Here is a 23,273-nt window from a genome sequence, read left to right as displayed (position 1 = left end):
CTCTTTAACCTGTGCTAATAACGAAAGGACGGGCATCATGAACATATTTGACCACTATCGCCAGCGCTACGAAGCTGCCAAGGACGAAGAGTTCACACTGCAGGAATTTCTTACCATTTGCCGGCAAGATCGCAGTGCCTATGCCAACGCGGCCGAACGTCTGCTGATGGCTATCGGTGAACCTGTGATGGTCGACACTGCGCTAGAATCACGCCTGTCGCGCCTGTTCTCCAACCGCGTGATCGCACGCTATCCGGCCTTCGAAGAATTCTACGGCATGGAAGAGGCCATCGAACAGATCGTCTCTTACCTGAAGCACGCCGCGCAGGGCCTGGAAGAGAAGAAACAGATCCTTTACCTGCTGGGCCCGGTGGGCGGCGGTAAATCCTCGCTGGCAGAACGCCTTAAAGCGTTGATGCAGCGCGTGCCCATCTACACCCTCAGCGCCAACGGCGAACGCAGCCCGGTCAACGATCATCCGCTGTGCCTGTTCAACCCTCAGGAAGATGCCTCAATCCTGGAAAAAGAGTTCAACATCCCAAGTCGCTATCTCGGCACCATCATGTCGCCGTGGGCGGCGAAGCGCCTGCACGAGTTCGGCGGCGATATCACCAAGTTTAAAGTCGTGAAGGTGCGCCCTTCCATCCTGGAGCAGATCGCCATCGCCAAAACCGAACCGGGCGATGAGAACAACCAGGACATCTCGGCGCTGGTCGGTAAAGTGGACATCCGTAAGCTGGAGAACCACGCGCAGAACGATCCGGACGCCTACGGCTATTCCGGCGCACTGTGCCGCGCCAACCAGGGGATTATGGAATTCGTCGAGATGTTCAAAGCGCCGATCAAAGTGCTGCATCCGCTGCTGACGGCGACTCAGGAAGGTAACTACAACGGCACCGAGGGCATCTCCGCCCTGCCGTTCAACGGCATTATTCTGGCGCACTCCAACGAATCCGAGTGGGTGACCTTCCGTAACAACAAGAACAACGAAGCGTTCCTCGACCGCGTGTACATCGTCAAGGTGCCTTACTGCCTGCGCGTGTCGGAAGAGATCAAGATTTACGACAAGCTGCTGGACCACAGCGAGCTGACTCACGCGCCCTGCGCGCCGGGCACCCTCGAAACGCTGGCGCGCTTTAGCGTGCTGTCGCGGCTGAAAGAGCCGGAAAACTCGAGCATTTACTCGAAAATGCGCGTGTATGACGGCGAAAGCCTCAAGGATACCGATCCGAAAGCCAAGTCCTATCAGGAGTACCGCGACTACGCCGGGGTTGACGAAGGCATGAACGGCCTCTCCACCCGTTTCGCCTTTAAAATCCTCTCGCGGGTATTCAACTTCGATCACGCCGAGGTGGCAGCCAACCCGGTGCACCTGTTCTATGTGCTGGAGCAGCAGATCGAACGCGAACAGTTCCCGCAGGATTTGGCCGAGAAATACCTCGAACATCTGAAAGGCTATCTGATCCCGAAATACGCCGAGTTTATCGGCAAAGAGATCCAGACCGCCTATCTGGAATCCTACTCGGAATACGGACAGAACATTTTTGACCGTTACGTGACCTACGCGGACTTCTGGATCCAGGATCAGGAGTATCGCGACCCCGACACCGGTCAGCTGTTCGACCGCGAGTCTTTGAACGCCGAACTGGAGAAAATTGAAAAACCGGCCGGCATCAGCAACCCGAAAGATTTCCGCAACGAAATCGTGAACTTCGTGCTGCGCGCCCGCGCCAACAACAACGGCCGCAATCCGAACTGGACCAGCTACGAGAAGCTGCGCACCGTGATCGAGAAGAAAATGTTCTCCAATACCGAAGAGCTGTTGCCGGTGATTTCGTTTAACGCCAAAACGTCGACGGACGAGCAGAAAAAACACGACGACTTCGTCGACCGCATGATGGAGAAAGGCTATACCCGCAAGCAGGTGCGCCTGTTGTGTGAATGGTATCTGCGGGTCAGAAAATCCTCATAACGCCTCAGGTAAGCGGCATTATCAGGGCCATGTCCACAGTCATGGACGTTGCAGCGCAGCCCAAGGAGGGGCTTACACATTGCGCTGTCGCGACCGGGACATGAAGAGTTGGCAACGTCGTTTGGGGGAAGTATGGCCTATTTCATTGACCGACGGCTGAACGGCAAAAACAAGAGCATGGTGAACCGCCAGCGCTTCTTGCGCCGTTACAAGTCGCAAATCAAACAGTCGATTGCCGAAGCCATCAACAAGCGTTCGGTCACCGACGTAGACAGCGGGGAGTCGGTCTCCATCCCCACTGACGATATCAACGAACCGATGTTTCATCAGGGGCGCGGCGGCACACGCCATCGCGTTCACCCAGGCAATGACCACTTCGTGCAGAACGATCGCGTTGAGCGGCCTCAGGGCGGCGCAGGCGGTGGCGGCGGCCAGGGCAACGCCAGCCAGGACGGTGAAGGCCAGGATGAATTCGTCTTCCAGATCTCCAAAGACGAGTACCTCGATCTTTTGTTCGAGGATCTCGCCCTGCCCAATCTGAAAAAGAATCAGTACAAGCAGTTGACCGAGTTCAAAACCCATCGTGCCGGCTATACCGCCAATGGCGTGCCGGCCAACATCAGCGTCGTGCGTTCGCTGCAGAACTCGCTGGCGCGACGAACCGCCATGACCGCCGGTAAAAGACGCGCGTTGCACGAGCTGGAAGATGCGCTGACCCAGTTGGAAAATACCGAGCCGGTGCAATTGCTGGAAGAGGAGCGGCTGCGCAAGGAAATTGCCGAACTGCGCAAGAAAATCGAAAGCGTGCCGTTTATCGATACCTTCGACCTGCGCTACAAAAACTATGAGCGCCGGCCGGAGCCCTCCAGCCAGGCGGTGATGTTCTGCCTGATGGACGTGTCCGGCTCGATGGACCAGGCGACCAAAGACATGGCCAAGCGTTTTTACATTCTGCTCTATTTGTTCCTGAGCCGAACCTATAAAAACGTCGAGGTGGTCTATATTCGCCATCACACCCAGGCGAAAGAGGTGGACGAACAGGAGTTCTTCTATTCGCAGGAAACCGGTGGCACCATCGTTTCCAGCGCGCTGAAGTTAATGAATGACGTAGTCGAAGAGCGTTATGACCCGGCGCAATGGAATATCTATGCCGCGCAAGCGTCGGACGGCGACAACTGGGCCGACGATTCACCGCTGTGTCATGAGCTGTTGGCGAAAAAGATCCTGCCGATGGTGCGTTATTACAGCTACATAGAAATCACTCGCCGCGCTCACCAAACGCTGTGGCGCGAATACGAGGATCTGCAGGCGAAATTCGACAACTTCGCCATGCAGCATATCCGCGAACCGGACGATATCTATCCGGTATTCCGCGAACTGTTCCGTAAGCAGACCGTGTGAATAACGCCGCGTGAATGTCACCACAGCCGGAAAGCACCGTTTTCCGGCTGTTTCTTTTCGCATTATATATTTGCAAAACCCATGTTTATTTTTTAAACAATGACAACAACAATAATAAGTCAGATTCCCCAGAACGGTCCTCTCTATTATTTGTTCTTCTGAGGTTATTCCTAAACATCCGCCGCTCCCCTCCGCACGGCTTGATAGGAATATTCCCATTCAGTTATCGTTACCCCATCGCTTAAGTCTCTTCCTAAGCGAAATTTGCCTCATTTTATTTTTCTATGGCTTCTCAGCCCGCTGCGGCGGGCATTTACCTGTCAGCAGGTTAGACATCATGATCGACTACACCCTCTATGGCCTCAACAAGCACGATGTTGATGAATACCATAAGCAAATATGTTGCCTGCTCGGCAAAAACGTGCTGCTGGTGTTGACCGCCAACAAGCCGATAACCAAACAGAACCTGCTCGCCAGCCTTATCCAGGAGATAGAAAAGCAGCCCGATGATTATTTTCAGCGGCTGCATCGCGCGGCAATAGAAATGATCGGCGTTAACGGGCGCTAAGGCGATATGCGTAAGGCAGACCTCTACGCCATTATTGCCGTCGCCGTCGTGTTGATGATGCTGTTATAGCGATATCAGCGAAGGAATAATCTGCCGCAGAATGTCGAGCCTTCCTGCCCCTGCATTATTTCAAACCGGCCGCTTCGTCAATCAAACCCGCCACCTCATCGGCATGGGAAACCAGCGAGGCATGGCTGGCATTCAGCACCATCACTTTCTTGGCCTGCAGCCGCTGCGCCATGCGCCGCTGATTCTCCGGCGCTATCATGCGATCGTCGCTGGAAAGTTGATACCATGACGGCTTATGTTTCCAGGCGGGCTCGCCGATGGTGTTGCCAAAGGTATCGGCCAGCGGGGCCTTCTGCGCCACCGCCATCACCAATGCCTCGTCGGCGGTCAGATCCTGGCAAAAGCTTTCGTGAAACTTGTCGGTTTTAATCCACAGATAACCGTCGCTGTCCGGGGCCAGATTCTCGACTGCCGCAGGAGGATGCGCTTGCGTAATACCGCCGGCACTTTCACCGGCATCAGGCGCAAACGCGGCGATGTAGACCAGGCCAACCACGTTAGGCTGGTTGCCCATTTCCGTGATCACGGCACCGCCGTAAGAGTGCCCGACCAACAATACCGGTCCCGCTTGCTGCGCGACCATCTTACGCGTACGTTCCGCATCCTCAGCCAGCGACGTCAACGGCATTTCCACCGCATGAATCGCCGTATATCCCCTGCGCGACAACTCGATGATGACCTTACTCCAGTGCGCGGCGCCGCCCCAGAATCCGTGTACCAGCACGATAGTTGGTTTTGTGCTCATTGCCGACTCCTTCATCTCATAGGAAAGCGCCGCAGGCAGATGAACGCCCCCGCAAGGGGCGAGCCTGGCTGCCTTCGACGCCACGCAGTCCCCCTTTTATATAGTCAGCCTCATGGCGTTCAGCAATAGCTACGACGAGTTAACGTCTCCGATTTTCCACCGCCGCCACGGCTTATCGAAGCGGCTTACGCCGCAAGGCCGGGAAAAAAAAGGATTAAAACTAGGATTTTTACCCATACCGATCTAAAATTTCGCGCAAAAACAAAGAGAAGTAAATTTGGCTCACCGGGAAAAGGAATGAAGTTGTGAAGGAAATGATCTCCATCGTTTTTATGGCATGCCTGCTGGCGCTGCTGTTTTCGTGGCTGTTCGTCTACGGTCTTAACATTCATTAAACCCGTAACGACAACCATCCCCCTCCCTGGCGGGCAAGCGGCGCATCGCGACTGATGCGCTAAAACCGGCGCCTGAAGGGTTCACGTACCCCCAAAACCGACGCCACCTCACCTTAGCCTTGCTGTTCGCAAATACATCATTAATTTTTATGAGTCATAACCCCACCGCGTTTCCCCCTTCACCAACTCTTTAACTGCTCAACGGAGTTCACTCCAGAAGGATGGCTTGCCTGACGCAAAATGTTACCGGTAACTATGCTGTTGATTTCTTTTGGCAATAAACATAAAGCCGCTAATAACCCTACGTTCTTTATAGAAATAAATTATGCATACTTATGGATAAAGGTTTGAATAAAGGGCCTTTGGTCATTGATTATCACCCGCCAAGCTCCTAGAATTCGCGCGTAAAAATACAACTGGGATCGGGTTTCATGTCACCGCTGTGGGTTGCAACGCAATACTGTTATTTTATTGGTCTGTTAGTTTCTATGGTTTTCACCTACCTGGTTAGCCGGGACACCGTCAAAATTCGCTGTATCAGCGCACTGACCATCGGGTTAACCTGGCCGTTGAGCCTGCCGGTGGTGTTGCTGTTTTCGCTGTTCTAACGCCCCAATGCCGCGCGCTGGCTTTTAACAGTCATATTAATGAAAAGAGGCTGACCACCGACGTCATGGTTTTTGGCGTGGGATAAAAAAGTGCCAGCGCAAGGCTGGCATGAAAACGGGAAGCAATGTGAGCAATGTCGTGCCGGATCGGGGGGCACAGAAGGAGACAACCCTTTTCCCCTCACCGGCGAATGAAATGATAATACGTCTCATTATTGAATGCAAAGTCATTTCCCCAGGCAACTTTCCCCTTTGAGAAACTATCAGCCGCGCGGCGATCGCCAGCGCTGATACAATCGCCCCGCTCCCCACACCAGCAGCCAGAGCAAAGCATTCAACCCCAACCATAGCATCAGCAAGTAGAAGAAAGTCTGATAACCGGGTATGCCCCGATCGGCCAAAAACGGGTTGAAGTGAAAAAATTTGACGATCGCGAACGGATTAAGATTGAAACGGTTGAACACGACCGCCGTCAGCAACGGTGGCAACAGCGTATAAAACGCCAGGCTGAACAGCAGCAGGATTTTTGTGCCCGAAGTGTTTTTATAATCTTTCATATCAATAAATTATATCTGTCATCATAGTGCAAAAACCGCCAGGCATTCGTACGCCAATCGACCCCGCGGGCGCAAAAGAGTTCCAGGCCAACGCGGAAATAAAGCCGATCCCGCGTTTAATTGTCATTTAGCGCTCGGGTGATATATACCCTGTGGATTTTAAATTACGATGTCGCCGCGCCGTCTTCAAGCACAGCGTTTACATGGCATCATCAGGAGGCATTAATGAAACCGGACGCACTCTCCCTGCCGCCGACCCCGAAAAAGCTCAAGGTCATCTACGGCTGGTATATTTATGTGATCTATATCCTGCTGGTTTTCAACATTTATATGGCGGTCTACAACGTCTGCGTTCGGCACCCGATCGAGGCCCCGCTGTTGTCGCTGTTTCACAGCCTGTTTCTCGCGTTGATGCTGCAGCAGGTGCTCAAGAAGAACGTCGTTTTCGCCTGGATCTTGCTGAGCTATTTTATTCTGATGCGCCTGTATTACGCCAATGTGCTGCATGTTGAGTTCACGCTGGTGAGCCGTTGCCTGGTGCTGCTGATTCTTACGCTGCTGCTGACCGGCGCCGTAGCCGTCGGGCAACTGTCCACACCGCCGCAGCGGCATGACTGGCTGGCGCGGCTGGGCTGGCGGCAATGGGGGGCACTCACGGCGCTGGCGGCCATCCTGACGCCGCTGATTACCACCGACTATCTGGGATAAACTGGGGGCTATTTGGGAATATGAGGTTCGGAAATGTCTACGACGCGGCATATTTTGGTGTAGTTACCCGCCTTCTCACAGATCTTGTCCGTGACGAACATGCTAAGGTAGCCCAGCAACAGCAAGTAGCCGGCCATGCACAGAATAAAGATAAGCGTTCTCACCGATAGCGACCAACCTGACAAGAGTATCACGAGCATCATAACCTGAACGAGGCGCTTTAAAAGGATTTCATGTGCGCACCGGCCGCATCGGCGCACGTTCTGTAGTAACATTAAGCCACCACGCCCACCACCGGAAACGCCGATGCACCATCTGATGTTAGACATTGAAACCCTGGATATAAAACCCAGCGCCGTCATTCTGGTGGTTGCGGCGGTGTTTTTCGATCCCCGGACCGGGGAACTCGGCGCCGAATTCGAGGCCGCCGTCAGCAGTCAGAAAGACCAACCAGGCCGTACCATCAGTCTGGACACGGTCGCCTGGTGGGCAAAACAGTCCGATGAAGCACGCAAACAGGCCTTCGGCGGCACCGAGAGCCTGAAGCGCGTGCTGAGCAGCCTCAGCCGCTTTATCCATATGAACAGCACCGATACGGTAAAGGTCTGGGGGAACGGAAAAGAGTTCGACTGCGCGATCCTCGAACACGCCTTCCAGCAGTTGGAAATGCCCTGCCCGTGGAAGTTTTGGGATACTCAGGACGTGCGCACGGTGATCACACTGGCGGAACTGCATGGCTTTAACCCGAAAAAGGCTCGCCCGTTCGAAGGTATGCCGCATCGTGCGCTGGATGATGCTCGCCACCAGGCCCGTTATGTGGCCGATACCGTCTCGGCGCTCTATTATCGTCAGGGGGCGCAGCGCTGACCCGCTTTGCCCCTTTTCATTTGCCGCCAGAGTCTCTACTCTAGCCCTCTTTGTCACTCGGACGTGCCTTTTCTGTTATGCAAAAGTTTCTGTTTATGCTTCTCAGCCTGGTGCTGCTCGGCCCATTAGGCATCGATCTTTATCTGCCGACTATTCCCGCTATTGCCGTCGGTCTGGGCAGCAGCGAAGCGTTGATCCAATCCACCATATCGCTATTTATTCTGGTACTTGGCCTCGGCCAGGTCATCGCCGGCCCGCTGGTGGATAACTATGGCCGCAAACCGGTGGCGCTGGCCGGTATTATCCTCTACATGATCGGCGCCGCGATGGCGGCGCTGGCCACCAGCCCGACGATTTTCATCGCTTCGCGTCTGCTGCAAGGGGTGGCGGTTTGCTGCACCGCCGTCGTCGCCTTCAGCGGCGTGCGCGATCGCCTGAATGGCGACGACGCCGCCCGCGCTTTCGGCTTTCTTAACGGCACGCTGAACATCATCCCGGCGCTGGCGCCGCTGCTCGGCGGCCTGCTCGCCGAAGCCTTCGGCTGGCGCGCGCCCTTCTGGTTCCTGGTCGGCTACGCGCTGCTGGTGTTGGTGCTCATCGCGCTGCGCCTGCCGGAAACTCGCCCCGTCGACACCGTGCCGGTCAAGGGGTTGCCGGTGCGTCAATACGCGCGCATCCTCAGCGAACGGCGTTTCCTCTCTTTTGCGGTGGTGAACTCCGGGGCGATGGGCATGGCGCTGACCTACGTTTCTCTGGCACCGAACGTGCTGATGGGCACCGCCGGCCTGACCCCGCTGCAATTCTCGCTGGTGTTCGGCGCCAACGGTTTCTGGATCATGCTGGTCAGCTTCTTCGCCAACCGCATCATCCACAAGGTCGGCCGCCCGGTTTGTCTGGCGACCGGCGGCATGTTGATGGGGCTGGGCTGTCTGGGCCTGCTGCTGGGCGTCATGCTGCTGCCCGCGACGGCGCAAACGCACTGGCTGGCGTATATGCTGCCAGTCGCCAGCGCCTGCGCCGGGTTGGCATTCGTGATGGGCCCGGCCACCAGCTACGCGTTGGAACCCTACTCCAATGAGGCCGGCGTCGCGTCCGCGCTGGTCGGTTTCGTGCAGATGGCGGGCGGCGCCGCGCTGGGTCTGGTGGCGATGGCGTTGCCGCTGCAACCCAAGCTGTCGCTGGCGCTGGTGATGCTGGCGGGCTGCCTGCTGGCGCTGCACGCGCGGCGGCTCAGCAAGCAGATTAAAGGGCAGATCAGAAAAGTCGCCTGAGCCCCGGCTCAGGCTTCGATGGCGACCGGCACTCGCGCCGCTAACGCCGACAGCAGTTCATAGCCTAACGTCCCTGCCGCCGTGGCCACCTCATCCACCGGCAGACGTTTCCCCCACAGCTCGACTTCGGCGCCCAGTTCGACTTGCGGACAGGGCGTCAGATCCACCGCCAGCATATCCATCGATACCGTTCCCAGGGTGCGCGTCAGCACGCCGCCAACCCATACCGGCGTACCGGTCGGCGCATGACGCGGATAGCCGTCGGCGTAACCGCAGGCCACCACGCCAATACGCTGTGCGCCTGCGGCGCTGTAACGACCACCGTAACCCACACGATCGCCAGACTTCAGCTGCTGAATGCCGATGATTTCACTGCTCAGCGTCATCGCCGGCTGCAGCCCCGTCGACGCAACGTCATTCCAGCAACCGCTCGGCGATGCGCCATAGAGAACGATCCCAGGACGGATCCAACTGCCGTGGGTCGAAGGGTGCCACAGCGTGGCGGCCGAGTTGGCCAGGCAGCGCGGCAGCGGTATATCGGTTGCCGCCGCCTCGATGGTGGCCATCTGCTGCGTCACGCCTTCGGGGCCGTCGGCGGTGGCGAAATGGCTCATCAGCGTAAGCTCGGCAATGTTGGCTACCGCCTGCGCCCTGCGCCACACCTCATGCAGCCGCCCGGGTGCGAACCCCAGCCGATTCATGCCACTGTTCACCTTCAGATAGACATTGAGCGGCGCGTTCAGCGTGGCGTCGGCGATCGCCGCCAGTTGCCAGTCGCTGTGCACCGCCGTCGTCAGGCGATAACGGTCAAGCAACGCCAGATCCTGCGGCTGGAAGAAGCCTTCCAACAACAGGATAGGCCCTTGCCAACCCGACTCGCGCAGCAGCACCGCTTCGGCCAGATCCAGCATGGCGAAGCCGTCGGTTTGCGCCATGCTGCGCCAAACGTGTTTGATGCCGTGGCCATAGGCGTTAGCCTTGACCACCGCCCAGACTTTGGCACCGGGGGCGAAACGGCGCACCACCTGCAGGTTATTTTCAATCGCGCCGAGATGCATCGTGGCGGTTATGGGACGGGGCATCGCTTCTCCTTGGGGCAGCGTACGGCGGCCACGCGCGCCTGTGCGTGGCCGGGAAAGTCTATGACAGAGTCAACGATTAACGTGCGGGATGCACGTCGTTCAGCGGAACCGCGTGTTGCTGACGAAACCCGGCGCTGTAACGCGCCACCGCCAGGTCATCGGAAGGGATCGCCGGCGTAATGCCGGACATCAGATCGGACAACAACTGCCCGGAGCCACAGGCCATCGTCCAGCCCAACGTGCCATGCCCGGTATTGAGATACAGGTTCTTCAGCGAGGTGCGACCGACAATTGGCGTGCCGTCCGGCGTCATCGGCCGCAGGCCGGTCCAGAACGTCGCCTCTTCCACCCGGCCGCCGTTCGGGTAGAGATCGCGCACCACCATTTCCAGCGTTTCGCGCCGTTTTTGCTCCAGCTGCGTATTGAAACCGACGATCTCCGCCATGCCGCCAACGCGAATGCGCTGGTCGAAGCGTGTGATGGCGATTTTATACGTCTCATCCAATACCGTAGAGAACGGCGCCGCCGCTTCGTCGGTGATAGGAATGGTCAACGAATAGCCCTTCAGCGGGTAAACCGGAATGGACACCAGGCCGCGCAGCAGCGCCGTGGAGTACGAGCCGAACGCCACCACATAGCTGTCGGCCTTGAACACTTCCTCGCCGCACTGCACGCCGGCGATCTTGTCGCCCTCCACCAGCAGACGATCGACGCTGCGGTTGAACAGGAAGGTGACGCCCGCCTGCTCTGCCATCTTCGCCAACTGTTGCGTAAACAGCTGGCAATCGCCGGTTTCGTCGTTCGGCAACTGCAGGCCACCGGTCAGCTTGTGCGCCACCTGCCCCAGCGCCGGCTCGACGCTGCCGAGCTGGCTGGCTTCCAGCAATCTGTAAGGCACGCCGGCATCTTCCAATACCGCAATGTCTTTCGCGGCGTTTTCGAACTGTTGTTGAGTGCGAAACAGCTGCAGCGTGCCGCCCTGGCGACCTTCGTACTGGATGCCGGTTTCCTGACGCAGCGCCTTGATACAATCGCGGCTGTATTCCGCCAGGCGCACCATGCGGCCTTTGTTGGTCATGTAGTGTTCGGTGTTGCAGTTTTTCAACATCTGCCACATCCAGCTCAGCTGGAAGCTGCTGCCGTCGAGGCGGATGGCCAACGGCGCATGGCGCTGGAACATCCACTTTATGGCCTTCAGCGGCACGCCCGGCGCCGCCCAGGGGGCAGCATAACCCGGTGAAATCTGCCCGGCGTTCGCCGCGCTGGTTTCCAGTGCGGGGCCTGGCTGACGATCGATCACCGTCACCTCATGCCCCGCCTTCGCCAAATACCAGGCACTGGCTACGCCCACCACTCCACTACCTAAAATTACCACTCGCATCGCTGACTCCAGCTCAAGGCTTCACAAAGCATAATCTTCTGCTTACAGGAAATTAACTCAGTGAAAAAATCCGTCCAACAACTTCGTCATCAAACGTGACAATATTCACAATTAATTTATCGTCGATGGGCCATGTATTTGCAATAGCCGTCTGAAAATAGCGATAAGATGCGGTTTAGGGGGGATTATGGCGTCATACCGCCACTGAATTGATATCAACGCTATCAATGATAGCACTCAAAAAAGGCGTAATAAGCAACATTGATTTAACAGAATATAAAAATACCAGCCAACACTTAATCAGAATAAAAATCTAATAAAATAAAAAATACCAACATAACAAACAAAGAGAGCCCCCTCCCTCCGCAGCAGAAAAATCGCGCAAAATTTCAGCTGCCGTTAACCTTACTTTCAGTACCGGAATAAAACACCCGAGCCCTTGGCCCGCCCGTTTATGTTGAACGCTGCAGCACGATATGAACGTTAAAGCCAGAAGCAGCGCCTAAAGTTCACACCGTCGCTATTGTGGAGAACGTCTTATGTTCATCGCCATCTACCAGTTTTCAGTCAAACCCGGACACGAACACGCCTTTCGCCAGGCTTGGCTGGCGTTGACCCAAGGTATCTATCTGCAGCGCGGCAGCCTTGGCTCGCGCCTGCATCGGGATGTGGGCGGGCAGTTTATCGGCTATGCGCAATGGCCAAGCCGAGTCGCATGGGAAAGCGCCGGTGATATTCAGTTGGATGAACGCTACCGGCAAGCCCGGGAACGAATGCGTGCGACCTTGTTGGCAGATAAAACGCTATTTGAAATGGAAGTGACGGACGATTACCTGCAAATCAGACCGTTTGACTGAGCACAAGCCCACACAGGCGGGCTTGTGGTTGCGGGAACGAGCAGCATCAATGATGCAGCATCTCGTCCACGACTTCTTTGGTTTGCAGTTGGAATGGGTAGTAAGTCGGCCAGTTATCCATCTCTTTCAGCAACGCTTCCTGCGACGTGTTGCCCATAAAGATATGGAAATGCGCCGATTTGCGCGGGCCGATAATGTGATCGCTGAACTGCACGAATTTCGGCGCCAGGCTGCCGGCATCCTGGCATTCAAACAGATAACGCACGCCCTTTTTACCGGAAACATACGTCAGGATCTTATGCCCGGCGTACTTATACTGACAGGCGCTGGATTGGTCACCGCGGTGAAATTCCATGACGCCGTTTTCAATGCCGATGGTATCCACATCGGTGGCATACCCTTTGCGGTAATACGCCTTCACTTCGGCGAAGGTCTTGCGCTTGTCCTGTGCCGCTTTCTTCTTGAATACCGGGTCAAGATCCCCATTGAGCAGATAGGGATACACGGATTGCCACACGCCCTCCCAGTCGGCCAGATCGCGATCTTTGACGTCCTTATCGTCGAACACCCCCGCCTCCGCCTTTTTTTCCGCCTCCGTCAGCGGCTTGCCATGTGAATGATGCCCGTGGGCGCATGCCTGCCCGCTGATAAACAACGCGGCCAGCGCCACCGCCAGTTTGCCAAAATGCCTCGCCAAAATGCGCTCCTTGTCCGTTATCGGGAAAAATTAAAAGTTACAATATAACATAACAATTTTCAATCCTTGTCGTGCAACAGGCATTGTGTTGCGCCCCCCTGCCGCAGGGTTATACTCGAAGAGGAAGTGCGGTGCCGCACCGCCTTCTGCCGGGACGGGCGCCGGATTGACCGCCGTTCGCTCCTTTGCGTACCGGCATTTTTATTTCACTGATTTGCAATGGTTAATTATGACTTGAACTATGCTTGTTACAGGGTCTGCCGTTTGAGCAAGACCCGTGAATAATGAGGGTGCGCTGATGACTACTTCAACACATGAAAAGGTTAAGGATGATAAACGTCTGAGCGATGGACCGGACTGGACGTTCGAACTGCTGCAGGTGTATTTGGAGCAGATCGACCGCGTCGCCAAGCATTACCGACTCGACACCTACCCCCATCAAATCGAGGTGATCACCTCCGAGCAGATGATGGACGCCTATTCGAGCGTCGGCATGCCGATCAACTATACCCATTGGTCCTTCGGCAAGAAGTTCATCGAAACCGAACAGCGCTACAAACAGGGCCAGCAAGGGCTGGCGTATGAAATCGTCATCAACTCCAATCCCTGCATCGCCTACCTGATGGAGGAGAACACCATCACCATGCAGGCGCTGGTGATGGCGCACGCCTGCTATGGTCACAACTCGTTCTTCAAGAATAACTATCTGTTCCGCAGCTGGACCGACGCCAGCTCCATCGTCGATTATCTGCTGTTCGCCCGCCACTACATCAGCCAGTGCGAAGAGCGCTACGGCGTCGATGAAGTGGAGCGACTGCTGGACTCTTGCCATGCGCTGATGAACTACGGGGTCGACAGGTACAAACGCCCGCAAAAAATCTCTTTGGTGGAAGAAAAAGCGCGCCAGAAAAGCCGCGAAGAGTATCTGCAAAGCCAGGTGAATACGCTGTGGAAGACCCTGCCACGCGTCGAGCGCGAAGAGTCGCCGGAGCAGGCGCGCCGGTATCCGAGCGAACCGCAGGAAAATATCCTCTATTTTATTGAAAAGAATGCACCGCTGCTGGAACCCTGGCAGCGTGAGGTGTTGCGCATCGTGCGCAAGGTCAGCCAGTATTTCTACCCGCAAAAGCAGACTCAGGTGATGAACGAGGGTTGGGCCACCTTCTGGCATTACACCATCCTCAACCATCTGTACGATGAGGGCCGAGTGACCGAGCGGTTTATGCTGGAGTTTTTGCACAGCCACACCAACGTGGTGTATCAGCCGCCGTACAACAGCCCGTACTATAACGGCATCAACCCTTATGCGCTGGGCTTCGCCATGTTCCAGGACATCAAGCGCATCTGCCAGTCGCCGACCGAAGAAGACCGCTACTGGTTCCCGGACATCGCCGGAAAAGACTGGCTGGACACGTTGCACTTCGCCATGCGCGACTTCAAGGACGAGAGCTTTATCAGCCAGTTCCTGTCGCCCAAAGTGATGCGCGACTTCCGCTTGTTTACCGTGCTGGACGACGATCGCAACAACTATCTGGAGATTGCCGCGATCCATAACGAAGCCGGTTACCGGGCGATCCGCCAGGAGCTGTCAGCGCAATACAACTTGAGCAACCATGAGCCGAACATTCAGATCTGGAACGTGGATCTGCGCGGTGACCGCTCGCTGACATTGCGCTACATCCCGCAGGAACGCGCGCCACTGGATAAGAGCCGTCGCGACGTGTTGAAGCACCTGCATCGCCTGTGGGGCTTCGACGTGATCCTCGAGCAGCAAAATGAAGACGGCAGTGTAGAGCTGCTCGATCGCTGCCCACCGCGGCCTACGCCGCTGTAATCGCCACAACGACTAAGGGCGCCGCATGGCGCCCTTTCTTATTTCATTGACTCGCGATTAACGACGCGCTTCGGTCAGATCGCTCGGCATGGTGCCCTGCATGCTCTGCCAAATCGCTCCGCTGTCTTTACCGTAGCTGCGCACGGTATCCATCACCTGGTCGTACAATTTCTCATGGCACAGCGTGGACAGCTTGCTGTAGAAGGCCAGCGCCAGCTTGCGCGCTTCCGGATTGGAGAAGTAGTAACGGCCCACGCGGGTGTACAGCCCTTTCAGACCGTTGAAGATCAGGCCGTAGATCGGGTTGCCGGAAGCGAACGCCAGACCGCGGAAGATCTCGTAATCGAGCAGATTGAAAGCGTCCGCCTGATCTTCTACCTCGGCGGCCTTCGCCAACACTTCCTGGGCTTGCTCCGGATGATTGCGCACCGCGGCGCGAATAAAGATCGACGCGATATTGGTGCGCACGGACAGCAGGTTATCGATCAGTTGAGGGACGCTTTTGTGATCGAGACGGGCCACCGTCTCAAGGATATTGAGGCCGGACGTTTCCCAAAAATTGTTCACTTTGGTCGGTTTGCCATGCTGAATGGTCAACCAGCCATCGCGGGCCAGACGTTGCAACACTTCACGTAACGTGGTGCGCGTGACGCCAATCAACTCCGAAAGCTCACGCTCCGCGGGCAAAATAGAGCCAGGGGGGAAGCGATTATTCCAAATACTCTCAATAATGTACTCTTCCGCGAAACCGGCAGGACTCTGCGCCTTTATGACCATGTGTTTGACGTTCCGTTGCGACGATAAAATCAGTAAAAGTAATCAGCTCATCATACCAGATCGTGCTGACATGACATAGCGTGAGCGAAAAACAATAAACGAAAGTGTGCATAACGTGGCAAAAAACGAGCAAAAATACCGGTCGTAGGAATTTTCTCATCGTAAAACAAGCTCAGGTTGCGCACGCCCCCGCAGCATTGTTAGGGTACGTGCTACGACTGATTGAAGGATGCATAGAGCACAATGGAAACAACCCTGCGCAGCGCCCTGCTCAAAAATTTTCTGGGGCAATCTCCCGACTGGTACAAACTGACCATTCTCATTTTTCTGGCGATCAACCCCCTGGTGTTCTTTTTCGCCAGCCCGTTTATCGCGGGTTGGCTGCTGGTGGTCGAGTTCATCTTTACCCTGGCGATGGCGCTGAAATGCTACCCGCTGCTGCCGGGCGGCCTGCTGGCGCTCGAGGCCGTGGCCATCGGTATGACCAGCCCGGCGCAGGTCTCGCAGGAAATCGAACATAATCTGGACGTGTTGCTGCTGCTGATCTTTATGGTGGCCGGCATCTACTTTATGAAGCAACTGCTGCTGTTCGTGTTCACCAAGCTGCTGCTCAACATCCGCTCGAAAACGCTGCTGTCGCTGGCGTTCTGCCTGGCCGCTGCCTTTCTTTCCGCCTTCCTCGACGCGCTGACGGTCGTGGCGGTGGTGATCAGCGTGGCCACCGGCTTCTATTCCATCTATCACAACGTGACGTCGAATCGCCCCGACGGCGACATCGGCGATGACAGCGATTTTACCGGCGAAGAGCGCAAACAGACGCTGGAGCAATTCCGCGCCTTTCTGCGCAGCCTGCTGATGCACGCCGGCGTCGGTACCGCGCTCGGCGGGGTCATGACCATGGTAGGCGAGCCGCAAAACCTGATCATCGCCAAAAACGCGGGCTGGGGTTTTATCGATTTCTTCCTGCGAATGGCGCCGGTCACGCTGCCAGTGTTGGTGTGCGGCCTGCTGGTTTGTTGGCTGGTAGAACGTTTTCGCCTGTTTGGTTACGGCGCGCAGCTACCGGAAGCGGTACGCGACGTGCTGAAAGAGTATGACCGCAAGGCCACTGCGGGCCGTAGCAAACAAGAACGGCTCAAACTGGTGATGCAAGCGCTGATCGGCGTTTGGCTGGTGCTGGCGCTGGCCTTCCACCTGGCTGAAGTGGGGCTGATTGGCCTGTCGGTCATCGTTCTCGCCACCTCCCTGTGCGGCGTGAACGACGAGCACGCCATCGGCAAAGCGTTCCAGGAAGCGCTGCCGTTCACCGCGCTGCTGACGGTGTTTTTCACCGTGGTCGCGGTCATCATCGAGCAGCACCTGTTCAGCCCGGTGATCCAGTTTGTGCTGCGCGCCGAGCCCGCTTCTCAGCTTTCGCTGTTCTACCTGTTCAACGGCCTGCTGTCGTCGGTTTCCGACAACGTGTTCGTCGGCACGGTTTACATCAACGAGGCGCGCACCGCGCTGGAAACCGGCGCTATCGGGCTGAAGCAGTTCGAGCTGCTGGCGGTCGCCATCAATACCGGCACCAACCTGCCCTCGGTCGCTACCCCTAACGGGCAGGCGGCGTTTCTGTTTCTGCTGACGTCTGCGCTGGCGCCGCTGGTGCGTTTGTCGTATGGCCGCATGGTATGGATGGCCCTGCCTTATACGGTGATGCTGACGGTGGTTGGCCTGCTGTGCGTCCAGTTCACCTTGGAACCGGCGACCGAGCTGTTGACGCAGTGGCATTGGCTGACGCTGCCGTCCATCGACGCCGTCGGCCACTGAGACGGCGCCGGCAGGGTGAACCGACTATTTTTACGCTGAATCCGGCCCAGGTGGCTGGCAGCGAAGAGGAATTGGTTTACACTGCCGGTTCAATTGCTTACTGCATGGAAGAATCTAGATATGTTGCAATTCTTTAACCGCTGTTCACAAGGACGCGGCGCCTGGCTGCTGATGGCCCTGACAGCGTTGGTGTTGGAACTGGTCGCGCTCTATTTCCAGCACGTTATGCTGCTGCAGCCGTGCGTAATGTGCATTTACGAGCGTTGCGCGCTGTTCGGTATCCTCGGCGCCTCGCTGGTGGGCGCCATCGCGCCGAAAACGCCGCTGCGCTACGCGGCGATCTTGCTGTGGATCTACAGCGCCTGGGAAGGCGTACAGCTGGCGTGGAAGCACACCATGATCCAGTTGCATCCTTCGCCATTCAATACCTGCGATTTCTTCGTCAGCTTCCCGTCCTGGCTGCCGCTGGACAAATGGCTGCCGGCGGTGTTCCACGCTTCCGGTGACTGCTCCGTGCGTCAATGGCAATTCCTGACGTTGGAAATGCCGCAATGGTTGGTCGGCATCTTCGGCGCCTATCTGCTGGTGGCGCTGATTGTGCTGATCGCGCAGTTTGTTCGCCCACGCCGCCGCGACCTGTTCGGCCGCTGATCGGCAGACAAACAAAAAACGGCGCCGGAAGGCGCCGTTTTTTTTAGGTATTGCTGCCACATTCCGAGATAAAGCCACCTCAGGTATGTGTAAGGAAGTAAACGAGCACGATCAGCGCTCCAGCTACGGCAAACAGGCGGATCATTTTCATTGTTATACTCTCGAACTTGCGGGAGAGCGGCCAAATTACCCAACTTATCGTTTAAAAAGAAGCATCCCGGCACAATTAAGCGCGTAATTTACATAACATTAAACTTCTGCGATATCGGCGACTAAAAACTGGCCGCTCTGGCTCATTCCTTTCAGCCTTCGAGCATCAATAAATTACCGTTACTTATGAACGACTGCACCTTTGTCACATTCAGAGCACAATATTTTGGTGAAGTTTACCCATAAAATCCTTATAGTATCGGCAAAGTGAGTACTACCGATTTCCCTGGTGTTGTTGTGTGTCTTGCCCCTCATCTTTGCAGGGGCTTTTTTCCCCCTCCTCCCCCGCACAAGCCCTTACCATCCTTAAATAAATTGTTGGAATTTGCCTCTATCCGGCAGCAAGCATCAACGCCATTCGCGCACTAAAGATTAAAATCGTTCGCGATGCTTTCCCTATGCTAAATGACGTGTTGACTTTCACCCTTTCTTCCTGTGAGCCAGGTTTTGGCTGACTACAGCACATCATATGACATCAAGGACACGATACTATGCCGGATACCACATTGCCCCCTTCGTCTCAGCGCTCCTTCCTGCGGCGCATGCTGCTCAAAGCCGGGAAAAAATTCCTGCGCTGGAACGGCGAATTTCAGACTCGCCATTCGCTCATCTCCACCACGCCGCGGATCGGTAATCATGAATTTCATTGGGTGACGGCGCTGGAAGCCCGTTGGCCGGCCATTCGCCAGGAGTTGGATCGGTTGCTGGAGCACCCGGAGGATATCCCAGCATTCCACCAAATATCGCCGGATCAGAAACGCATCTCTAAAGGAGATAACTGGAAAACCTTCGGGCTGTTTGTCTACGGGCAACGGGTTGATGAAAACTGCGCCATCTGCCCGCACACAGCAGAGGCGGTCAGCGAGATCCCGGGCATGCGCACCGCCATGTTTTCAATCCTCAAACCGCACTATCACATCGTGCCCCACAAGGGCCCGACTCGAGCCGTCGTGCGCGCGCATCTGGGATTGATCGTGCCAAAGGATCGGGACAAGCTCTGGATCCGCGTTGACGACCAAATTCTGCACTGGGATGAAGGCAAGGTGATTTTGTTTGATGATTCTTATGAACACGAGGTCCGCAATGATACCGACGAGCTGCGTGCGGTGCTGTTTCTCGATATCGACCGGCCAATGGACAAAGTGGGCACGGCGGTGAATAAACTGCTGTTCAGCCTGATCAAAGCCAGCCCGTATGTGAAGCAGCCGCTGAAAAATCTGGCCAACTGGCATCGCCGAGATAAAAAAGCGTGAAGCAAGAGTCTCACGCGCGTAAGCTCAATAGCCAAGAGGGCGGAATGTCTTAACACGCCGCCCTCTGGCATTAAAACTCGTGTTGCCGAGCAACATCTGTCAAGGTATCCGCGTTATCTGGCCCAGTCCGGCTTGTTGAGGATATGATCCTGCCAGTCCACCACTTCACTCTCGCGCACCGCGATATGCCGCACCGTGATGCGCTCGCCGTGCATCGCCGCCTTGGAGCCGCTCAGCAACGGGTGCCAGGGGAACAGCGGTTTACCTTCGCCAATCAGACGATAGGCGCAGGTCGGCGGCAGCCAATCGAAGGTGGTGAGATTTTCGCGCGTCAGTTTGATGCAGTCTTCTTCCAGCTCGAAGCGCCGCTCGTAGTTGCGGCATTGGCAGGATTTGATGTTGAGCTGGTTGCAGGCTACGTTGGTAAAATAAATCTCGTCGGTATCTTCGTCGATCAGCTTATTCAAACAGCATTGCCCGCACCCGTCGCATAGCGATTCCCACTCTTGTTCTGACATTTCCGCCAGCGTTTTCTGTTGCCAAAAAGCGAGTTGTGACATGTTAGCGTCCGGTTTCGGTAAATGGATAAGTCACCTGCGCGCAGGTTCGAGGGGGGACTATATAGACATTTTAGCCACAAGATGCAAGCTTTGCCGCCAACGATGCCGGCGGCAAGGAGAAATCAGATCACCCGGGTGCTGAGCGTTTTGCCGTTCAGGCTGATTTTCAGCATGTCGCCGGAAGCCATCGGGCCCACGCCCTGCGGCGTGCCGGTCAGGATGATGTCGCCGGCGCGCAGCGTGAAGAAGCGGCTCATGTAGCTGATAAGCGGCAGGATTGGCGTGATCATGTCGCGCGTATTGCCCTGCTGGCGCAATTGATCGTTGACGGTCAACGACAGCTCGGCGTTTTGCGGATCGCCGAATTCCGCCACCGGGATAAATCCCGACATCGGGCAGGAACCGTCGAAGGCCTTGGCCTTTTCCCACGGCTGGCCAGCCTTTTTAAAGCCCGCTTGCAGATCGCGCAGCGTCAGATCGAGCGCCACACCGTAACCGGCGATCGCCCGCGCAACGCGATCTTCGTTGGCCTGTTTCAACGGCGTGCCGATCAGCACCGCCAGCTCCACCTCATGGTGCACTGAACCGAACTCTTTGGGGATGGCCACCGGCTGGCGGATATCGCACAACGCCGTTTCCGGTTTGATAAACACCACCGGTTCGACGGACACCGCGCTGCCCATTTCCTTGATGTGATCGGCGTAGTTGCTGCCGACGCAGACCACCTTGTTCACCGGGAAATCGAGCAGCGAACCCTGCCAGTCTCTATGTTGATACATACCGCTTCTCCCAAACTGTAGAGGCTTGGCGCGCCAAGCCGATTATTGGTGTGCCGGATCAATGCCCGATCGCGTCTGCCATCATACCCACGGCGAGAGCGAAATAGTAAGAGCGATTCCAGTGCATGAGGGTGCGGAAATTATCATAGACCAGGAACGTCCGCCCCTGCAGATCATCCGGCGCGATAATCCAACCGCGCTGCACGGCATGCGGCAACGCACTGCCATCCGCGCGGCGCACGCCGCGTTTTTGCCAGTCGTTGACGCTGCGCGCCTGCGCGTCTTTCAGGCCCAGTTCGGCCCGGTTGAAACCGACGGGCAATTTGACCTCGCGCCCCCAACCGATGCCGGGCTGCCAACCCTCTTTGGACAAATAGCTGGCTGTAGACGCGAAAACGTCGTCAATGTTATTCCAGATATCGATGCGCCCGTCGCCGTCGCCATCCGCAGCGTAGCGCAAGAAGGAGCTCGGCATAAACTGGCATTGCCCCATCGCGCCGGCCCAGGAGCCTTTCAGCGGCGTATCGCCGACGTGCCCCTGCTCGACTATCTGCAGCGCCGCCATCAGTTCCTGGCTGAAAAAAGCTTCACGGCGCCCTTCAAACGCCAAGGTCGCCAGCGCAGACACCACGTCTTCCCGCCCCTGAATCTTGCCGTAGGCGCTCTCCATCCCCCACAGCGCGATGATATAACGCCCTGGCACCCGATAGCGCTCGCTGGCCCGCGACCATTGCGCATGGCGCAGCCGATACAGTTCGCGCCCCTGGCGCACCTTGGCGGGCGACATCACCCGCCGTAGATAGTCGTCCAGGGTTATCTTCTGCTCCGGCTGATTGCGATCGGCCTTGATCACCCGATCGACGAAATGGATTTGCGCAAACGCGCGATCAAGGGTGGCCTGACTGATGCCCTGTTCCCGCGCCCGGCGCTTAAGTTGATCGACATACGCCGGGAACTGCGCCGGATCGCGGCCGCTCGCCGCCAGCGTCGTCTCCTGCGCCGCCTGCGATGCGCCGGGCATCAGCACCCCGCCCAGCGCCAACCAGGCGGCCAATACGGTCTTTCTCGCCGAACGTGTCATCGCGCCTCCCCTGGCCGTGGCGACTGTCTCAGGCCTTATCGCCCGCCAGATGCTGATTGAGCAGGTTTTCAACCGGCGGCGGGAACTGCAGATAATAGCCTTCGTCTTTCAACGCCTGCTTCACCTTTTCGATATCCGCCGAGGCCAATTTCTTGCGCTCATCGAGCGACAGCATCATGGCGAATTGCGGCACGCCGAAACTTTTCATCAGCTCTTCCGGCACACGAGAGAAATCGTCTTTTTTTTCGACATAAAGATAAGTTTGATCGCGTTTCGGGCTTCTATAGATCACACAAAGCATTTTTTTAACTCTATTTAATTGAGGGAGCGTCTTGCCTGGATATAACTCTGACTATAACATGCTTATAGTACATCGGAATATCGCACCCCGAGTGGTATTCCGGGGATTTAAAGTTGCTGAGACTGAGTCAGGATAGATGTCACAATCGCCAATTGAGCTAAAAGGCAGCAGTTTTACCCTATCGGTTGTTCATTTGCATAATTCGCAGCCCGAGGTAATACGCCAGGCGTTACAGGAAAAAGTTGAGCAAGCGCCCGCTTTTCTGAAAAACGCCCCTGTTGTTATCAACGTCGCAACGCTGGAAGGCGATGCGAACTGGAAAGAACTTCAACAGGCTGTCGCGGCAGCAGGTCTGCGCGTTGTGGGTATCAGCGGTTGCAGAGATGAGCGTCAAAAGCGCGCGATAGCCCGCGCCGGGCTGCCGCTGCTGAGCGAAGGCAAAGGCCAGAAAATGGCGGCGCCGGAGCCTGCACCAGCGCCCGTGGTGGCGGATAACGCCCCCGCCAAAACGCGCATCATCAGTACGCCTGTCCGCTCCGGCCAACAGATTTACGCCCGCAACAGCGATCTTATCGTGACCAGCAGCGTCAGCGCCGGCGCCGAGTTGATTGCCGACGGCAATATTCATGTCTACGGCATGATGCGCGGTCGCGCACTGGCAGGCGCGTCAGGCGACACGCAATGTCAGATTTTTTGCACCCACCTGGCGGCTGAGCTAGTCTCTATCGCAGGGCAGTACTGGTTGAGCGACCAAATCCCGTCCGATTACGTCGGGCAGGCCGTACGACTCAGCCTGTTGGATAACGCTTTAACCATACAACCTTTAAATTAAGCCCTTTT

23 protein-coding genes are annotated in these 23,273 nt (G+C 56.4%); 13 read left to right on the top strand and 10 right to left on the bottom strand.

Going from position 1 to position 23,273, the window contains the following annotated elements; translation table 11 throughout:
• Positions 1–37 precede the first annotated feature (37 nt).
• From yeaG to ACJ8QF_RS13385, 3 genes are all read left to right on the top strand, one after another.
• Positions 38–1,972, top strand: coding sequence for a protein kinase YeaG (gene yeaG / locus ACJ8QF_RS13395; RefSeq protein WP_004932230.1), 1,935 nt, complete (start codon positions 38–40; stop codon positions 1,970–1,972).
• A gap of 132 nt (positions 1,973–2,104) precedes the next feature.
• Entirely contained in the window at positions 2,105–3,373 is a 1,269-nt protein-coding gene (locus ACJ8QF_RS13390; protein WP_004932234.1) for a YeaH/YhbH family protein, read from the top strand.
• A gap of 337 nt (positions 3,374–3,710) precedes the next feature.
• Entirely contained in the window at positions 3,711–3,941 is a 231-nt protein-coding gene (locus ACJ8QF_RS13385; RefSeq protein ID WP_004932237.1) for a hypothetical protein, read from the top strand.
• Between the two features lie 124 nt (positions 3,942–4,065).
• Here ACJ8QF_RS13385 and ACJ8QF_RS13380 read toward each other — a convergent pair whose 3' ends face one another.
• Complete coding sequence (locus ACJ8QF_RS13380) at positions 4,066–4,755, bottom strand: alpha/beta hydrolase (protein WP_004932239.1); 690 nt, start codon at positions 4,753–4,755, stop codon at positions 4,066–4,068.
• A gap of 826 nt (positions 4,756–5,581) precedes the next feature.
• Here ACJ8QF_RS13380 and ACJ8QF_RS13375 point away from each other — a divergent pair.
• Entirely contained in the window at positions 5,582–5,758 is a 177-nt protein-coding gene (locus ACJ8QF_RS13375; protein ID WP_015378105.1) for a GhoT/OrtT family toxin, read from the top strand.
• 263 nt (positions 5,759–6,021) lie between these two features.
• On the opposite strand, the gene ACJ8QF_RS13370 is transcribed toward ACJ8QF_RS13375, so the two are convergent.
• Positions 6,022–6,315 (bottom strand): hypothetical protein, encoded by a 294-nt coding sequence (locus ACJ8QF_RS13370; RefSeq protein WP_015378107.1) that lies wholly within the window; start codon positions 6,313–6,315, stop codon positions 6,022–6,024.
• A 225-nt stretch (positions 6,316–6,540) separates the two neighbouring features.
• On the opposite strand from ACJ8QF_RS13370, the gene ACJ8QF_RS13365 reads away from it, so the two are divergent.
• The 3 genes from ACJ8QF_RS13365 (at position 6,541) to ACJ8QF_RS13355 (ending at position 9,161) form a co-directional block, all read left to right on the top strand.
• Entirely contained in the window at positions 6,541–7,023 is a 483-nt protein-coding gene (locus tag ACJ8QF_RS13365) for a hypothetical protein (RefSeq protein ID WP_004932246.1), read from the top strand.
• A 306-nt stretch (positions 7,024–7,329) separates the two neighbouring features.
• Positions 7,330–7,890, top strand: a complete 561-nt coding sequence (locus ACJ8QF_RS13360) for a 3'-5' exonuclease (protein WP_004932251.1) — start codon at positions 7,330–7,332, stop codon at positions 7,888–7,890.
• Between the two features lie 77 nt (positions 7,891–7,967).
• Complete coding sequence (locus ACJ8QF_RS13355; protein ID WP_442537578.1) at positions 7,968–9,161, top strand: multidrug effflux MFS transporter; 1,194 nt, start codon at positions 7,968–7,970, stop codon at positions 9,159–9,161.
• Positions 9,162–9,169: 8 nt separating this feature from the next.
• On the opposite strand, the gene dadX is transcribed toward ACJ8QF_RS13355, so the two are convergent.
• The gene (dadX, locus tag ACJ8QF_RS13350) at positions 9,170–10,243 is read right to left on the bottom strand and encodes a catabolic alanine racemase DadX (RefSeq protein WP_442537577.1); all 1,074 of its coding nucleotides are present in this window, start codon (positions 10,241–10,243) and stop codon (positions 9,170–9,172) included.
• Between the two features lie 76 nt (positions 10,244–10,319).
• Positions 10,320–11,624, bottom strand: a complete 1,305-nt coding sequence (locus tag ACJ8QF_RS13345) for a D-amino acid dehydrogenase (RefSeq protein ID WP_442537576.1) — start codon at positions 11,622–11,624, stop codon at positions 10,320–10,322.
• 539 nt (positions 11,625–12,163) lie between these two features.
• Between ACJ8QF_RS13345 and ACJ8QF_RS13340 the strand changes: the two genes are divergently transcribed.
• On the top strand, positions 12,164–12,481 hold the full coding sequence (locus ACJ8QF_RS13340; protein WP_033632861.1) for an antibiotic biosynthesis monooxygenase family protein: 318 nt from the start codon (positions 12,164–12,166) through the stop codon (positions 12,479–12,481).
• A 46-nt stretch (positions 12,482–12,527) separates the two neighbouring features.
• Here ACJ8QF_RS13340 and zinT read toward each other — a convergent pair whose 3' ends face one another.
• Positions 12,528–13,178: a metal-binding protein ZinT gene (gene zinT, locus ACJ8QF_RS13335; RefSeq protein ID WP_004932265.1), complete on the bottom strand. Its 651-nt coding sequence runs from the start codon at positions 13,176–13,178 to the stop codon at positions 12,528–12,530.
• A 298-nt stretch (positions 13,179–13,476) separates the two neighbouring features.
• Between zinT and ACJ8QF_RS13330 the strand changes: the two genes are divergently transcribed.
• A complete protein-coding gene (locus ACJ8QF_RS13330) occupies positions 13,477–15,012 on the top strand; it encodes a SpoVR family protein (protein WP_004932268.1) in 1,536 nt (511 codons plus the stop codon).
• A gap of 57 nt (positions 15,013–15,069) precedes the next feature.
• Here the strand turns inward: ACJ8QF_RS13330 and fadR are convergent, their stop codons facing one another.
• On the bottom strand, positions 15,070–15,789 hold the full coding sequence (gene fadR, locus ACJ8QF_RS13325; RefSeq protein ID WP_004932271.1) for a fatty acid metabolism transcriptional regulator FadR: 720 nt from the start codon (positions 15,787–15,789) through the stop codon (positions 15,070–15,072).
• Positions 15,790–16,032: 243 nt separating this feature from the next.
• On the opposite strand from fadR, the gene nhaB reads away from it, so the two are divergent.
• The 3 genes from nhaB (at position 16,033) to ACJ8QF_RS13310 (ending at position 19,712) form a co-directional block, all read left to right on the top strand.
• Positions 16,033–17,598 (top strand): sodium/proton antiporter NhaB, encoded by a 1,566-nt coding sequence (nhaB, locus tag ACJ8QF_RS13320; protein WP_442537575.1) that lies wholly within the window; start codon positions 16,033–16,035, stop codon positions 17,596–17,598.
• Between the two features lie 120 nt (positions 17,599–17,718).
• Positions 17,719–18,249 (top strand): disulfide bond formation protein DsbB, encoded by a 531-nt coding sequence (gene dsbB / locus ACJ8QF_RS13315; RefSeq protein WP_004932277.1) that lies wholly within the window; start codon positions 17,719–17,721, stop codon positions 18,247–18,249.
• A 701-nt stretch (positions 18,250–18,950) separates the two neighbouring features.
• The gene (locus ACJ8QF_RS13310; RefSeq protein ID WP_442537574.1) at positions 18,951–19,712 is read left to right on the top strand and encodes an aspartyl/asparaginyl beta-hydroxylase domain-containing protein; all 762 of its coding nucleotides are present in this window, start codon (positions 18,951–18,953) and stop codon (positions 19,710–19,712) included.
• A gap of 113 nt (positions 19,713–19,825) precedes the next feature.
• Here the strand turns inward: ACJ8QF_RS13310 and ACJ8QF_RS13305 are convergent, their stop codons facing one another.
• From ACJ8QF_RS13305 to ACJ8QF_RS13290, 4 genes are all read right to left on the bottom strand, one after another.
• Positions 19,826–20,272 (bottom strand): YcgN family cysteine cluster protein, encoded by a 447-nt coding sequence (locus tag ACJ8QF_RS13305; RefSeq protein ID WP_025159803.1) that lies wholly within the window; start codon positions 20,270–20,272, stop codon positions 19,826–19,828.
• Between the two features lie 122 nt (positions 20,273–20,394).
• Positions 20,395–21,051, bottom strand: a complete 657-nt coding sequence (locus tag ACJ8QF_RS13300; RefSeq protein WP_025159804.1) for a fumarylacetoacetate hydrolase family protein — start codon at positions 21,049–21,051, stop codon at positions 20,395–20,397.
• A 58-nt stretch (positions 21,052–21,109) separates the two neighbouring features.
• Positions 21,110–22,072, bottom strand: a complete 963-nt coding sequence (locus ACJ8QF_RS13295; RefSeq protein ID WP_442537656.1) for a lytic murein transglycosylase — start codon at positions 22,070–22,072, stop codon at positions 21,110–21,112.
• Positions 22,073–22,160: 88 nt separating this feature from the next.
• Positions 22,161–22,433 carry a YcgL domain-containing protein gene (locus ACJ8QF_RS13290; protein ID WP_004932294.1) on the bottom strand — a complete coding sequence of 91 codons (273 nt, stop codon included), beginning with the start codon at positions 22,431–22,433 and terminating at the stop codon, positions 22,161–22,163.
• Between the two features lie 136 nt (positions 22,434–22,569).
• Between ACJ8QF_RS13290 and minC the strand changes: the two genes are divergently transcribed.
• Positions 22,570–23,265, top strand: coding sequence for a septum site-determining protein MinC (gene minC, locus ACJ8QF_RS13285; RefSeq protein ID WP_004932297.1), 696 nt, complete (start codon positions 22,570–22,572; stop codon positions 23,263–23,265).
• The last annotated feature ends 8 nt before the right edge of the window (positions 23,266–23,273 follow it).

The organism is Serratia sp. CY81684, assembly GCF_052166595.1.
GTDB lineage: Bacteria > Pseudomonadota > Gammaproteobacteria > Enterobacterales > Enterobacteriaceae > Serratia > Serratia nematodiphila.
This window is presented reverse-complemented; position numbering and strand designations above follow the sequence as displayed.